The organism is Sphaerisporangium corydalis (assembly GCF_025506355.1).
Lineage (GTDB): Bacteria > Actinomycetota > Actinomycetes > Streptosporangiales > Streptosporangiaceae > Sphaerisporangium > Sphaerisporangium corydalis.
Window position 1 is genome coordinate 1 of the sequence record NZ_JANZYP010000114.1, and the last position, 12,875, is coordinate 12,875.

The 12,875-nt window shown below is 74.2% G+C and carries 14 protein-coding genes; 10 read left to right on the forward strand and 4 right to left on the reverse strand.

Going from position 1 to position 12,875, the window contains the following annotated elements:
• Positions 1–477, forward strand: a 477-nt coding sequence (locus NYZ98_RS40365; RefSeq protein WP_407696446.1) for a chorismate mutase, incomplete at its 5' end; no start/stop codon positions are given.
• 80 nt (positions 478–557) lie between these two features.
• Here the strand turns inward: NYZ98_RS40365 and NYZ98_RS40370 are convergent.
• Both NYZ98_RS40370 and murA read right to left on the reverse strand, forming a co-directional pair.
• Positions 558–2,981, reverse strand: coding sequence for a transglycosylase domain-containing protein (locus tag NYZ98_RS40370; protein WP_262850691.1), 2,424 nt, complete (start codon positions 2,979–2,981; stop codon positions 558–560).
• Between the two features lie 53 nt (positions 2,982–3,034).
• Positions 3,035–4,339, reverse strand: a complete 1,305-nt coding sequence (gene murA / locus NYZ98_RS40375) for a UDP-N-acetylglucosamine 1-carboxyvinyltransferase (protein WP_262850693.1) — start codon at positions 4,337–4,339, stop codon at positions 3,035–3,037.
• A gap of 115 nt (positions 4,340–4,454) precedes the next feature.
• Between murA and NYZ98_RS40380 the strand changes: the two genes are divergently transcribed.
• A complete protein-coding gene (locus tag NYZ98_RS40380) occupies positions 4,455–4,982 on the forward strand; it encodes a hypothetical protein (protein ID WP_262850695.1) in 528 nt (175 codons plus the stop codon).
• 58 nt (positions 4,983–5,040) lie between these two features.
• On the opposite strand, the gene NYZ98_RS40385 is transcribed toward NYZ98_RS40380, so the two are convergent.
• Positions 5,041–6,444, reverse strand: a complete 1,404-nt coding sequence (locus NYZ98_RS40385) for an amidase (protein WP_262850697.1) — start codon at positions 6,442–6,444, stop codon at positions 5,041–5,043.
• 12 nt (positions 6,445–6,456) lie between these two features.
• Complete coding sequence (gene ybaK / locus NYZ98_RS40390) at positions 6,457–6,957, reverse strand: Cys-tRNA(Pro) deacylase (protein ID WP_262850700.1); 501 nt, start codon at positions 6,955–6,957, stop codon at positions 6,457–6,459.
• A gap of 100 nt (positions 6,958–7,057) precedes the next feature.
• Here ybaK and hisD point away from each other — a divergent pair, with 100 nt between their 5' ends.
• The 8 genes from hisD to hisF all read left to right on the forward strand — a co-directional run bounded on the left by hisD (position 7,058) and on the right by hisF (position 12,867).
• Positions 7,058–8,362 (forward strand): histidinol dehydrogenase, encoded by a 1,305-nt coding sequence (gene hisD / locus NYZ98_RS40395; protein ID WP_262850702.1) that lies wholly within the window; start codon positions 7,058–7,060, stop codon positions 8,360–8,362.
• Positions 8,359–9,507, forward strand: a complete 1,149-nt coding sequence (locus NYZ98_RS40400) for a histidinol-phosphate transaminase (RefSeq protein WP_262850704.1) — start codon at positions 8,359–8,361, stop codon at positions 9,505–9,507. Before hisD ends, NYZ98_RS40400 begins: the two co-directional genes overlap by 4 nt.
• A complete protein-coding gene (gene hisB / locus NYZ98_RS40405) occupies positions 9,504–10,118 on the forward strand; it encodes an imidazoleglycerol-phosphate dehydratase HisB (protein ID WP_262850706.1) in 615 nt (204 codons plus the stop codon). Before NYZ98_RS40400 ends, hisB begins: the two co-directional genes overlap by 4 nt.
• Positions 10,115–10,270 (forward strand): hypothetical protein, encoded by a 156-nt coding sequence (locus tag NYZ98_RS40410; RefSeq protein WP_262850708.1) that lies wholly within the window; start codon positions 10,115–10,117, stop codon positions 10,268–10,270. Before hisB ends, NYZ98_RS40410 begins: the two co-directional genes overlap by 4 nt.
• Complete coding sequence (hisH, locus tag NYZ98_RS40415; RefSeq protein WP_262850710.1) at positions 10,261–10,905, forward strand: imidazole glycerol phosphate synthase subunit HisH; 645 nt, start codon at positions 10,261–10,263, stop codon at positions 10,903–10,905. Before NYZ98_RS40410 ends, hisH begins: the two co-directional genes overlap by 10 nt.
• A gap of 75 nt (positions 10,906–10,980) precedes the next feature.
• The gene (locus NYZ98_RS40420; RefSeq protein ID WP_262850712.1) at positions 10,981–11,319 is read left to right on the forward strand and encodes a hypothetical protein; all 339 of its coding nucleotides are present in this window, start codon (positions 10,981–10,983) and stop codon (positions 11,317–11,319) included.
• Positions 11,320–11,321: 2 nt separating this feature from the next.
• Positions 11,322–12,044: a bifunctional 1-(5-phosphoribosyl)-5-((5-phosphoribosylamino)methylideneamino)imidazole-4-carboxamide isomerase/phosphoribosylanthranilate isomerase PriA gene (gene priA, locus NYZ98_RS40425; RefSeq protein WP_262850714.1), complete on the forward strand. Its 723-nt coding sequence runs from the start codon at positions 11,322–11,324 to the stop codon at positions 12,042–12,044.
• 52 nt (positions 12,045–12,096) lie between these two features.
• Positions 12,097–12,867, forward strand: a complete 771-nt coding sequence (gene hisF / locus NYZ98_RS40430; protein WP_262850716.1) for an imidazole glycerol phosphate synthase subunit HisF — start codon at positions 12,097–12,099, stop codon at positions 12,865–12,867.
• The last annotated feature ends 8 nt before the right edge of the window (positions 12,868–12,875 follow it).

The window sequence follows — 12,875 nt, forward strand, 5'->3', positions numbered from 1 at the left end:
GTCCTCGCGGCGCTGGGCGAGGACGCCGGGCTGGCCGCCGCCGCGGTCGCCGCCGGCGCCGACGGGCTGTGGCTGGCCCCGGCCGCCGGCGCCGAGGCGGTGGCGGCGGCCCGCGAGGCGGTCGTGGTGATCGGCGCGCTCCTGCGCCGGGAGGACCCCGACACGGTCGCGGCGGCCCGTGAGGCCATCGACCGGGTCGACGCGGCCCTTGCGGTGCTGCTGGAGCGGCGGGCGGCCCTGGCGGGCACCGTGCAGCGGCTCAAGCCCGTCGGCGGCTTCGCCGGGCGCGACATGGAACGCGAGCGCCGCCTGGTCGCCGCGATGGCCCGCCGGGCGCCCCGGCTGGGCGAGGCGCGGCTGGCGCCCATCATGAACGCCGTGATCGAGAGCGGACTGCACCTGGCCGAGGAGACCCGGGCGAACGGCCGCGACCCCGCGCCGCCCGCCGGCACCGGCGACCTGGCCCCGGCGACCTGACCGAGGCGCGGACCCCGGCCCCACCCGCGCCGGCGGTCCGTCGTATCGGATCGGCGAGGCGGGCGGCGCGCCGGCGGCCGTCACCAGGTGGGGTGGCGGCCGGGGTCCCACGGGTCGTCCCGGCGGCGCGCGGGCGGGAGGCGGTCCTCCTCGTAGGGTGGCGCCCAGCGGTCCTCGCCGATCCCGTTACTCCCGGGCGCCCACGGCCGGCCGTCGTCCTCCGGGGTGATCCAGAAGGGGTCGCGTCCGGGGCCGTGGTAGCCGTGCCGCCGCAGCCCGCGCTCGCGCCCGCCCTCCTCCGCCCCCGCCTCAAGACGCGGGTCAAGACGCGGGTCGGCACGCGGGTCGAGCTGGTCCTCGGGTTTGAGCCCCGGGGTGGTCCCGCCGCCGAACCGCCCCATGTCGGGCGCGGTGAAGGACGACTCCGGGACGTACCGCAGCGCCCCCTCCATGGACTGGACCCAGATCGGCCCCGGCAGCGAGGCCCCCTGGACGCTGCCGTAGGACCGCCCGCCGATCTCCACGTCGGTCAGCGGGTACTTGTAGGCGCCCCTGATGTCGCCCAGGCTCACGGCCGCCGCGAGGTCGGGGGTGTACCCGGCGAACCAGGCCGAGGTGTACCCGTTGTTGGTCCCGGTCTTGCCCGCGGCGGGCCTGCCGATCCCCTGCCCCTTCATCGTCCCCCGGGTGAACACCCCCGACAGGATGTGGTTGACCGCGTCGGCCACCTCCTGCTCGACGGCGTCGGCGCAGCTCGGCGAGATCCTGGTGCGCCTGCCGTGCCGCTCGGAGATCTCCAGGATGGCCATCGGCCGGCAGTAGCGCCCCCGCGCGCCGAACGCCGCGAAGGCGGCCGCCACCGTCACCGGGTCCATCTCGTTGGCCCCGAGGGTGAAGGTGGGCACCTCCCTGAGCGGCCGGCCGTCGGCCCGCACGACGCCGAGCGACCGGGCGGTGCGCACCACCGGGCACAGCCCGACGTCGCGCTCCAGCATCATGTAGAAGATGTTGACCGACTGCCAGGTGCCGGTCGCCAGGCTGTACGGGCCGCCCTTGCCCTCGCCGCCGGCGTTGTGGATGACCGTGCCGGGGTCGTTCACCTTGTGTCCCGAGCAGTCCTTGTACCCCGAGGACGGCTCGAAGCCGCCGGGCGTGTCGAACCCCTGGTCGAACCGCCAGCCCTGCGCCAGGGCCGTGGCCAGCGTGAACACCTTGAACGTGGACCCGGCCTGGAACCCCTGCCCGCCGCCGTGCGCGGTGTCGGCGGGCAGGTTGTAGGTCGTCCTCGGGCCGTCGTCGCGGTCCTTGGGGTTGACCCCGTACCGCTTGCTCGCGGCCAGGGCGCGGATCCGCCCGGTGCCCGGCTCGACCATGGCCTCGGCGGCCACGTCGTCGTCCTTCGGGTGCACGTACTCGGCGATCGCCTTGTCGGCGGCCCGCTGCGCGGTGCGGTCGAGCGTCGTGCGGATGACCAGCCCGTCGCGGTACAGCCGCCGCTCCCGTTCGGCGCGGGTCTGCCCGAACGCGCGGTTGGTCGCGATCTCCTTCTGCACGTACAGGCAGAAGAACGGGTGGTCGCTCTCGGAGCAGCCGCCGGGCTCGGGCCGCAGGTTCAGCGCGAGCGGCGCCGCCTTGCCGGCGGCGGCCCGGGACGCCGGCAGCGTGCCGAGCTGGGCCATGCGGTCCAGCACCAGGTCACGGCGTTCCAGCAGCCGCTTCTTGTGCTCCTCGCCGAGCGTCGGGTCGGTGAAGTACGGGGTGCGCACCGCTCCGGCCAGGGTGGCGGCCTGGCCCGGGGTGAGCTTGGCGGCCGGGACGCCGAAGAAGCGGTGCGCCGCCGCCTGGACGCCGAAGGCGCCCCCGCCGAAGTAGGCGATGTTGAGGTAGCGCACCAGGATCTGGTCCTTGGTGTACTTGCGCTCCAGGCCCATGGCGTAACGCAGTTCTTGCAGCTTCCTGCGGATGCTCGGCGCGCGCGCCAGGTCGCGCTCGGACTCCGAGCGGGCGTTCTGCAGGAGGATGTTCTTGACGAGCTGCTGGGTGAGCGAGGACCCGCCCTGCCGGATGCCGCCCGCCTGGGTGTTGGCGATGATCGCGCGCAGGGTGCCCTTGAGGTCGAGCCCGGCGTGCTCGTAGAACCGGGAGTCCTCGATGGCGACGATCGCCTTCAGCATCACGGGCGCGATCTTGCCGATGTCGACGGACTGCCGGTTCTGCACGTAGAACTGGGCGAACTGCTTGCCGTCCTTGTCCAGCAGCCGGCTGCGCTCGGGCAGCGGCGCCTCGCGCAGCAGCACGGGCACCTCGAAGAAGTCGTGCGCGGCGGCCCGGGTCAGGATCCCGGCCCCGCCGACCGCCGGCAGCGCGACGGCCGCCACCAGCAGGCCGCCGGCCACGCCCAGCAGGCCCAGCACCGCGATGCCGGCCGCCGCCGGAAGCTCCCGGGAGCGGTGCTGGGCGGGCTCGCCGCCCGGCGCGCGGCGGCCGTCGGATCCCGAGGTCACGGGAGTAGAAGTGCGGCGGGAGGAAGCCTGGCAAACGCCCCCTCGCGGAATCTTTACGCTTCCCGGCTGATCTTCAACCCAAGTGAGGTGAACTGGTCGAAAACCCGGTGATAGCCGCGTTCGATGTGGTGGACCCCCCGCAGCGTCGAGGTGCCCTCGGCCACGGCCGCGGCCAGCACGCCGGAGAACCCGGCGCGGATGTCGGGCAGGGTGACGTCGGCGCCCCGCAGCTTGGAGATGCCCCGGACCACGGCGGAGTGGCGGGCGTTGGTGTCGTGGTACCGGCACGCCGGGCCGCCGAGGCACACGTCGAAGATCTCGATCTCGCAGCCCATCTTCTGCAGCGCCGGCACGTACACCAGCCGGTTCTCGAAGACGGTCTCGTGCAGCACCGACATGCCCTCGGCCTGCGTGAACAGGACCATCAGCGGCGTCTGCCAGTCGGTCATGAAACCGGGGTGGGTGTCGGTCTGCACCGCCGCGGCCCGCAGGCCGTCCGGCGCGGAGGCGGTCAGCCAGTCGTCGGTGATGTCGAACTGCGCGCCCATGCGGGCCAGGGTGGTGATCGCGGTCACCAGCCGGTCCTGCGGGCAGCCGTGCACCCGGACCTCGCCGCCGGTGATCAGCCCGGCCACCAGGTAGGAGAACGCCTCGATGCGGTCGCCCGCGAGCCAGGTGGAGGCGCCGCGCAGGCTGTCCACGCCCTCGATGACGATGCGCCGGTCGGGGCTGAGCTCGATGCGGGCGCCCATGCGCTGCAGGAACAGCGCCAGTTCCACCACCTCGGGCTCGGTGGCCGCGCCCTTGATCACGGTCTTGCCCTCGGCGAGCACGGCCGACAGCAGGATCGTCTCGGTCGCGCCGACGCTCGGATAGGGCAGTTCGATGCGGGTGCCGCGCAGGCGGGTGGCCTTGGCGAAGATGCCCGTGTCGCGCACCTCGACCTCGGCGCCCATCGAGCGCAGCGCCTCGACGTGGAAGTTGACCGGCCGCCTGCCGATGGGGTCGCCCCCGACGAGCGGGACGTACGCCTCCCCGGCGAGGTGGAGCAGCGGGCCGAGCATGAGGATCGGGATGCGGTTGAGCCCCGTGAACGCCTCGGGGACCCTCGGGCGGATCTCCGGCCCGCGTTCCAGGGTGATCTCACGGTCGTTGATGGCCACCTCGATGCCGAGGGACTCCAGCATCGCGGCGGTGATGCCGACCTCGCCCACCTCCGGGGCGTTGTGCAGCGTGCTCGGACCGATGCCCAGCATGGCGGCGACCATGTGCTTGGACACGGCGTTCTTGGACCCGCGTACTTCGACGTCGCCCCGGAGAGGTCCGGACGACTCGATCAGCCATACCTCTTCGCTCACGGGTGACAGCCTAACGGGGTCCCCGGGCGTGGCCGAGGGCGCGGTGGCCGGGCCCGCTGGGTACGATATGGGATTCGCACGCTGGTGCGGGACGCGTGACAGTCGAGGTGATCAGGTGCGGCATCTGCGGGACTTCGGGCTGACCATCGTCGTGCTCGCCCTCATGGGCGTCGCGGCGGGATTCCTGTGGTCGGCGCTCGCCCCCCGCACCCCGTATGTGATCACCAAGTCGGGCCCGGCGCTGACCGACCCGATCACCCAGTCGCTGATCGCGGCCGACGGGTGGTTCGCGGTGGTCACGGGCGTGGCTGGCTTGCTGTGCGGCATCGCCGCCTACCTGCTGGCCCGATCGCGGCGGCAGGTCGCCATGCTGGCCGGGCTCGCGGCGGGCGGCATGGTCGCCGCCTTCCTCACCCTCACGGTCGGCACCTCGCTCAACGGCGCCACGATCCAGGCGGCGGCGCCCGGCTCGGCGGGCATCGGCTCCACGGTCAACGTGCTCTCGATCACCGCGCGGGGCGTGCTGCTGAGCTGGCCCCTGGTGGCGGTCGCCGTTTTCGGCATCCTTGAGTCGGTCGACGGCTACCGCGACTCCCCGCTGCGCAAGCCGTACGCGGGGGAGACCGAGGACGGCGGCCTGTAGCCCTCCCGGGGGTCCCTGCCAGGCCCTCCGTGCCTCACGGCGGATCCGCGCGCCCGTCCTAGCGGCCGAACGCGGGGCGGGTGGCGCCGTGGCCGGTGGCCGCCTCGAAGGCGTATGCGGCCCTGAGCACCGCCAGGTCGGCCCACGGGCGCCCGATGATCTGCACCCCCACCGGCAGCCCGCCAGGGGTGAACCCGCACGGCACCGACGCCGCCGGCGCGTGCAGCACGCTGACCCAGTACGCCGAGCGCATCCACGCCAGGTAGTCGGGCATGGGCGTCCCGGCGATCTCGGTGACGTACGGCTGGCCGACGGGGAACGGCGGCACCTGGCTGACCGGGGCCAGCAGGATGTCGTAGGTGTCGAAGAACTCGCCCATCCGCTGGAACAGCCGGCTGCGCAGGCGCTCGGCGCGGGTCAGGTCGGCGCCGGTGACCTCGCGCCCGCGCTCCACGTTCCAGGCGACGTTGGAGCCGAGCAGCTCGGTCGGCAGGCCGCCGAAGGTGCCGGCGTAGTGCCAGGCGCGCAGGATGCGGAAGGCGTCCTCGGCCTCCGACAGGTCGAGCCGCACCTGCTCGACGTGGGCGCCGAGCCCGGCGAACACGGCCGGCGCCCGCGCGGTCACCGCGGCGGTCTCCGGGTCCACCGGCAGCCCGCCGAGGTCGGGGCTCCAGGCCACCCGCAGGCCGGTGACGTCGGACTCGAGGGGCCCGGCGAACGCGGAGCCGTCCTCGCGGATCGCGAACGGCGAGGTGGGCGCGAAGCCCGCGATGACGCTCAGCAGCAGCGCGGCGTCGCCGACCGTCCGCGCCATCGGGCCCGACACGCCGAGGCTGAACCAGGCGGCGGTGGAGGAGTCGTCGGGCACCCGGCCCGGGGTGGGGCGCAGCCCGACGACGTTGCAGAACGAGGCGGGGTTGCGCAGGGACCCGCCCATGTCGGAGCCGTCGGCCAGCGGCACCATGCCCGAGGCGAGCGCGGCGGCGGCCCCGCCGCTGCTGCCTCCGGCGCTGCGGTCCGGGTCGTAGGGGTTGCGGGTGGCGCCGAAGACCTCGTTGACGGTGTGCGAGCCGGTGCCGAACTCCGGGGTGTTGGTCTTGCCCAGAGTGACCGCCCCCGCCGCGCGGGCGCGCCGCGCCACCAGGGCGTCGGCGTCGGGCACGTGGTCGGCGAAGATCGGCGACCCGTAGGTGGTGCGGACGCCGGCGGTGTCGGTCAGGTCCTTGAAGGCGATGGGCAGGCCGTGCAGCGGGCCCGGGGGGCGGCCGTGGACCAGGGCCTGGTCAAGCTCGCGCGCCTCGGCGAGCGCCCGGTCGGCGACCAGGGTGACGATCGCGTTGACCTCGCCGTTCACCTCGTCGATCCGCCGGAGGTGCGCCTCGGCCAGCTCCACAGCGCTGATCTGCCGGGTGCGCAGCAGGGCGAGCATCTCGGTGGCGGGGAGGTGGAACAGCTCGGTCACTCTCGCTCCTCATCAGGGGGCCTTGCCGATGGCGGCGGTGATCGCCCGGGTCAGGCGGACGAGCTCGGCGGGGGCGGTCTCGATCTGCAGCCCTCGGCGCCCGGCCGAGAAGAAGATCGTCTCGAACCCGGCGGCGGAGGAGTCGATCACGGTGGGCAGGGGCCGGCGCTGCCCCAGCGGGCTGATGCCGCCCACGACGTAGCCGGTGACCCGCTCGACCTTGGCCGCGTCGGCCATCGCCGCCCGCTTGCTCCCGAGGGCGGCGGCGAACGCCTTGAGGTCGAGTTTGCCCGACACGGGCACCACCGCGACCGCGAGGCCGCTCTCCACCTCGGCCACCAGGGTCTTGAAGATCCGCTCGTACGGCACGCCGAGCGCGTCGGCGGCCTCCTCGCCGTAGGCCTGGGCGCCGGCGTCGTGGTCGTAGGGGTGCAGGGTGAAGCCGACCTCGGCCTTGGCCAGCGCGACGGTGGCGGGAGTGCCCTGGCCTCCCTTGTTCCTCGTCTTGCTCACGGGCCCAGCCTAACGGCAAGTTAAAATCTACAATGTAAAGGCGCCGTCCGAATGGCGGACCACGACCGGATCGAGGCGCCGCCGTCCGTAGACTGGACCGGTGATATCCCGTATCGACCTGCGCGGGGCTCTCCCTGAGAACCTGCGCGACGTGCTGCCCCGCGCCGATCTCGACGTCGAGGCCGCCCTCTCGCAGGTGCGGCCCCTGTGCGACGACGTGCGCCATAGGGGAGTGGCGGCCGTGCGGGAGCTGACGGCCCGGTTCGACGGGGTCGAGCTGACCTCCACCCGCGTGCCCGTCGCGGCCCTCGCCGACGCGCTCGCCGGGCTCGACCCGGCCGTGCGCGCCGCCCTTGAGGAGTCGATCCGCCGCGCCCGGCTGGTCCACCGCGACCAGCGCAGGACCGACACCACCACCCAGGTCGTCCCCGGCGGCACGGTCACCGAGCGGTGGGTGCCGGTCGACCGGGTCGGCCTCTACGTCCCCGGCGGGCGGGCGGTCTACCCGTCGAGCGTCGTGATGAACGTCGTGCCGGCCCAGGAGGCCGGGGTGCCCTCCCTGGCGGTCACCTCCCCGCCGCAGGCCGGTTTCGGCGGCCTGCCGCACCCGGCGATCCTGGCGGCGTGCGCCCTGCTCAGCGTCCAGGAGGTGTACGCCGTCGGCGGCGCGCAGGCCGTCGCCATGTTCGCCTACGGCACCGAGGAGTGCCCCCCGGTCAGCATGGTGACCGGCCCGGGCAACATCTGGGTGGCCGCCGCCAAGCGCCTGCTCAAGGGCCAGGTCGGCATCGACGCCGAGGCGGGCCCGACCGAGATCGCCATCCTGGCCGACGACACCGCCGACCCCGTCCACGTCGCCGCCGACCTGATCAGCCAGGCCGAGCACGACGTGATCGCCGCCGCGGTCCTGGTGACCACCAGCGAGCGGCTGGCCGAGGCCGTGGAGAAGGAGCTGCCTGGCCAGGTCGCGGCCACCCGGCACTCCGAGCGCATCGCCGAGGCCCTGGCCGGCCGCCAGTCCGGCATCGTGCTGGTGTCCGGCCTCGACGACGGCCTGCGGGTGGTCGACGCCTACGCCGCCGAGCACCTGGAGATCCACACCGCCGCCCCCCGGGAGGTCGCCGCGCGGGTGCGCAACGCCGGCGCCGTCTTCGTCGGCCCCCACTCCCCGGTCTCCCTGGGCGACTACCTGGCCGGCTCCAACCACGTCCTGCCGACCGGCGGCTGCGCGTGCCACTCCTCGGGTCTTTCGGTGCAGACGTTCCTGCGCGGCGTCCACGTGGTCGACTACACCCGCGAGGCGCTGGCCGAGGCCGCGCCGCACGTCTACGCGCTCTCCGGCGCCGAGGACCTGCCCGCCCACGGCGCCGCCGTGCGCGCCCGGTTCGAGGGCGGTGCCCGATGACGCCGCGCCCGGTGACGCTCGGCGACCTGCCGATCCGTGACGACCTGCGCGGCCGGTCGCCGTACGGCGCGCCCCAGATCGACGTGCCGGTGCGGCTGAACACCAACGAGAACCCCTACCCGCCGTCCCCGGCGCTGGTCGCCGACCTGGCCGGGGCCGTCGGCCGCGACGCCGCCTCGCTGAACCGCTATCCCGACCGGGACGCCCTGGCCCTGCGCGGCGACCTGGCCGCCTACCTCGGCCACGGGCTCGCGGTGGACCAGGTGTGGGCGGCCAACGGCTCCAACGAGGTGCTCCAGCAGATCCTCCAGGCGTTCGGCGGCCACGGCAGGTCGGCGCTCGGCTTCGAGCCGTCGTACTCCATGCACCCGATCATCACGACGGGTGTGTCCACGCGGTGGATCCCCGGTTCCCGTGAGGAGGACTTCGGCGTCGACCCGGGCAAGGCCGTCGCCGCGATCGAGGAGCACCGCCCCGACATCGTGTTCCTGACCAGCCCGAACAACCCGACGGGCACGGCGCTGCCGCTCGGGGTCATCGAGGGGCTGGTCCAGGCCGCGCCGGGCATGGTCGTGGTCGACGAGGCGTACTTCGAGTTCGCCCGCACCGGCACGCCGAGCGCGCTGAGCCTGCTGCCGGGCAACCCCCGGCTGATCGTGACCCGCACGATGTCCAAGGCGTTCGCCATGGCGGGCACCCGCGTCGGCTACCTCGCGGCCGACCCCGCGGTCGTCGAGGCGCTGCTGCTGGTGCGCCTGCCCTACCACCTGTCGACGCTGACGCAGATGGCGGCGCGGGTCGCGCTCGCGCACCGCGCCGAGCTGCTCGGCACCGTCGACCGGCTGCGCGCCGAGCGCGACGACTGCGTGGCCTGGCTGCGCGGGCGTGGCCTGACGGTGGCCGACTCCGACGCCAACTTCGTGATGTTCGGCCGGTTCGCCGACCGCCGCGCGGTGTGGGAGGCGCTGCTGGCCCGCGGGGTGCTGATCCGCGAGGTGGGCCCGCCCGAGTGGCTGCGCGTCTCCATCGGCACGACCGGGGAGATGGCGGCCTTCCGCGAGGCCATGACGGACGCTTTGGCGGCGTCCCCGGTGATCACCACGCCCGGAGGATCCGGGCGTGACGACCTGGAGGGAATCCTGTGACCAGTCCCGCCGCTGCCGGGCCGCGCACCGGCCGCGTGGAGCGCACGACCAAGGAGACCTCGGTGCTCGTCGAGGTCGGCCTGGACGGCACCGGCCGGGTGGAGGTGGCGACCGGCGTGGGGTTCTTCGACCACATGCTGGCCCAGCTCGGCAAGCACGGCCTGTTCGACCTGGTGGTGAAGACCGACGGCGACCTGCACATCGACTCCCACCACACCATCGAGGACACCGCCCTGGCGCTGGGCGCCGCCTTCCGCGAGGCGCTGGGCGACAAGTCGGGCATCCGGCGGTTCGGCAACGCGTCGTGCCCGCTGGACGAGTCGCTCGCCGAGGTGACGGTCGACCTGTCGGGCCGGCCCTACCTGGTGCACTCCGAGCCCGAGGGCATGGCGCCGATGATCGGCCCCGACTACGACACGACCCTGACCCGGCACATCCTGGAGTCGTTCGTCGCGCAGGCCGCGATCTGCCTGCACGTGCGCGTGCCGTACGGGCGCAACGCCCACCACATCGTGGAGGCGCAGTTCAAGGCCCTGGCCCGCGCGCTGCGCGAGGCCACGGAACGCGACCCGCGCGCCGTCGGCGTCCCGAGCACCAAGGGCGTCCTGTGAGTTCCAACTGGACCGCGGTCGCCATGGTCTTCGTCGGCCTCTTCATGATCGGCGGGGTGTTCTCCTTCTTCAAGCAGGGTCTGCGGGTCGGCGCGGTGGTCCTGGGCGTCGGCGCCGTGCTGGCGATCACGGCGGGGGTGCTGTGGTGGTGAACGTCGTCGTCCTGGACTACGGGTCGGGCAACCTGCGGTCGGCGGAGCGCGCGCTGGCCCGCGCGGGCGCCGAGGTGACCGTGACCGCCGACTTCGACGCCGCGCTCGCGGCCGACGGGCTGGTCGTGCCCGGCGTCGGGGCGTTCTCGGCGGTCATGGCCGGGCTCAAGGGCGTGCGCGGCGACCAGATCATCGGCCGCCGCCTGGCCGGCGGGCGCCCGGTGCTCGGCATCTGCGTCGGCATGCAGGTGCTGTTCGCCGAGGGCGCCGAGTACGGCGAGGACGGTCTCGGGCACGACGAGGGCTGCGGCGAGTGGCCCGGCGTCGTCGAGCGGCTCGACGCGCCCGTCCTGCCGCACATGGGGTGGAACACCGTCCAGGCGCCGGAGGGCTCGGTGCTGTTCGCGGGGCTCGACGCCGCCACGCGCTTCTACTTCGTCCACTCCTACGGCGTGCGCAAGTTCGACATGCCCGCCGACGGGGGGTTCGCCGCGCCGCTGGTCACCTGGGCCGAGCACGGCGTGCCGTTCGTCGCGGCCGTGGAGAACGGCCCGCTGATGGCCACCCAGTTCCACCCGGAGAAGTCCGGGGACGCCGGCGCGGTCCTGCTGAAGAACTGGCTGGGCACGCTGTGAGCCGCCGTCGGGCGGCCCCGGCCGGGCGTGTGGACTTAGCCGGGCGCGCCGCGCCCCGGCCTCGCGGGTAGCGGCGTGAGCAAGGAGCGTGCCCGGCGCCGCGCCGAGCGGGAGGCCGCGCGGGCGCGGGAGGCGGCCAGGCGCGCGGAGCGCGAGGTGCGTGCGGCACGGCGGCGCGAGTTGCGCCACCGGCTGGTCGCGGTGCTGCCGAGGCCGGTGCGGGTGGCCCGTCAGGGCGGCCTGATCGCCCGGCGGCGGCGCGCGCAGAACGCCGTCGTCACGGTGCTGTTCGTGCTCGTCCAGGGGGCGGCGTGGTTGCTGCTCAGCGGGTGGGCGGCCAGGGCGGGTGTCCTGGTGGTGTCCCTTTTGATGGTTCCGGTGCTGGTCACCGTCGTATTCGACCGGAGGTCGTAACAATGTCGCTGGTGCTGTTGCCCGCAGTGGACGTCGCCGACGGCCAGGCCGTGCGCCTCGTCCAGGGGGAGGCGGGCTCGGAGACCTCCTACGGCGACCCGCTCGCCGCCGCCCTGGCCTGGCAGAGCGCGGGCGCCGAGTGGGTCCACCTCGTCGACCTGGACGCGGCCTTCGGCCGGGGGTCCAACCGTGAGCTGCTGGCGTCGGTGGTGGGCGCGCTCGACGTGCACGTGGAGCTGTCGGGCGGCATCCGCGACGACGCGTCGCTGGCGGCGGCCCTGGCCACCGGCTGCCGGCGGGTCAACATCGGCACCGCCGCTTTGGAGGACCCGGCCTGGTGCTCGAAGATCATCGCCGAGTACGGCGACCGCGTCGCGGTGGGGCTCGACGTGCGGGGGACGACGCTGGCCGCCCGGGGCTGGACCCAGGAGGGCGGCGACCTGTGGGAGGTGCTCGACCGGCTGGAGTCCGACGGCTGCCCGCGGTACGTCGTCACCGACGTCACCAAGGACGGCACGCTGCGCGGGCCGAACCTCGACCTGCTGCGCCAGGTCTGCGCGCGCACCGGCAGGCCGGTGGTCGCCAGCGGCGGCGTCTCCTCGCTGGACGACCTGCGCGCCCTGTCCACGCTCGTCCCTGACGGGGTGGAGGGCGCCATCGTCGGCAAGGCGCTGTACGCGCGGGCGTTCACCCTGGAGGAGGCCCTCGCGGCGGTGAAGGCGTGACCGGCCTCATGGCGGGGACGCGGGCCCGGGCCTTCAGGAAGGCGCGGGCGTCATGAGCGTGGCCGTGCGCGTCATCCCGTGCCTGGACGTCGACGCGGGCCGGGTGGTCAAGGGCGTCAACTTCGAGAACCTCAGGGACGCGGGCGACCCCGTCGAGCTGGCCAGGCGCTACGACGCCGAGGGCGCCGACGAGCTGACGTTCCTCGACATCACCGCCTCCTCGGGCGACCGGGCGACCATGTACGACGTGGTGCGCCGCACGGCCGAGCAGGTCTTCATCCCGCTCACCGTCGGCGGCGGGGTGCGGTCGGTCGAGGACGTGAACCGGTTGCTGCGCGCGGGCGCCGACAAGGTGTCGCTGAACACCGCCGCGATCTCCCGCCCGGAGCTGCTGACCGAGGCGTCGCGCCGGTTCGGCGCCCAGTGCGTGGTGCTGTCGGTGGACGCCCGCCGGGTGGTGGACGGCCCGGCGACCCCCTCGGGATTCGAGGTGACGACGCACGGCGGCCGTCGCGGCACCGGCATCGACGCGGTGGAGTGGGCGCGGCGGGGCCAGGAGCTGGGCGTCGGCGAGATACTGCTGAACTCCATGGACGGCGACGGCACCAAGGACGGGTACGACCTGGCGATGATCAGGGCGGTGCGGCGGGCGGTGACGGTGCCGGTCATCGCGAGCGGCGGCGCGGGCGCGCTGACCGACTTCCCGCCGGCCGTCGAGGCGGGGGCGGACGCGGTGCTCGCGGCCAGCGTCTTCCACTTCGGCCAGCTCACGATCTCCGCGGTGAAGGACGCGCTGCGCGAGGCGGGCCATCCGGTGAGGTAGCGGGCGGG

Bases quoted from the DNA above. Each gene is read 5' to 3' on its own strand.
- NYZ98_RS40400 (WP_262850704.1), top strand. From the start codon at position 8,359: ATGACGCCGCGCCCGGTGACGCTCGGCGACCTGCCGATCCGTGACGAC.
- priA (WP_262850714.1), top strand. From the start codon at position 11,322: ATGTCGCTGGTGCTGTTGCCCGCAGTGGACGTCGCCGACGGCCAGGCC.
- hisF (WP_262850716.1), top strand. From the start codon at position 12,097: ATGAGCGTGGCCGTGCGCGTCATCCCGTGCCTGGACGTCGACGCGGGC.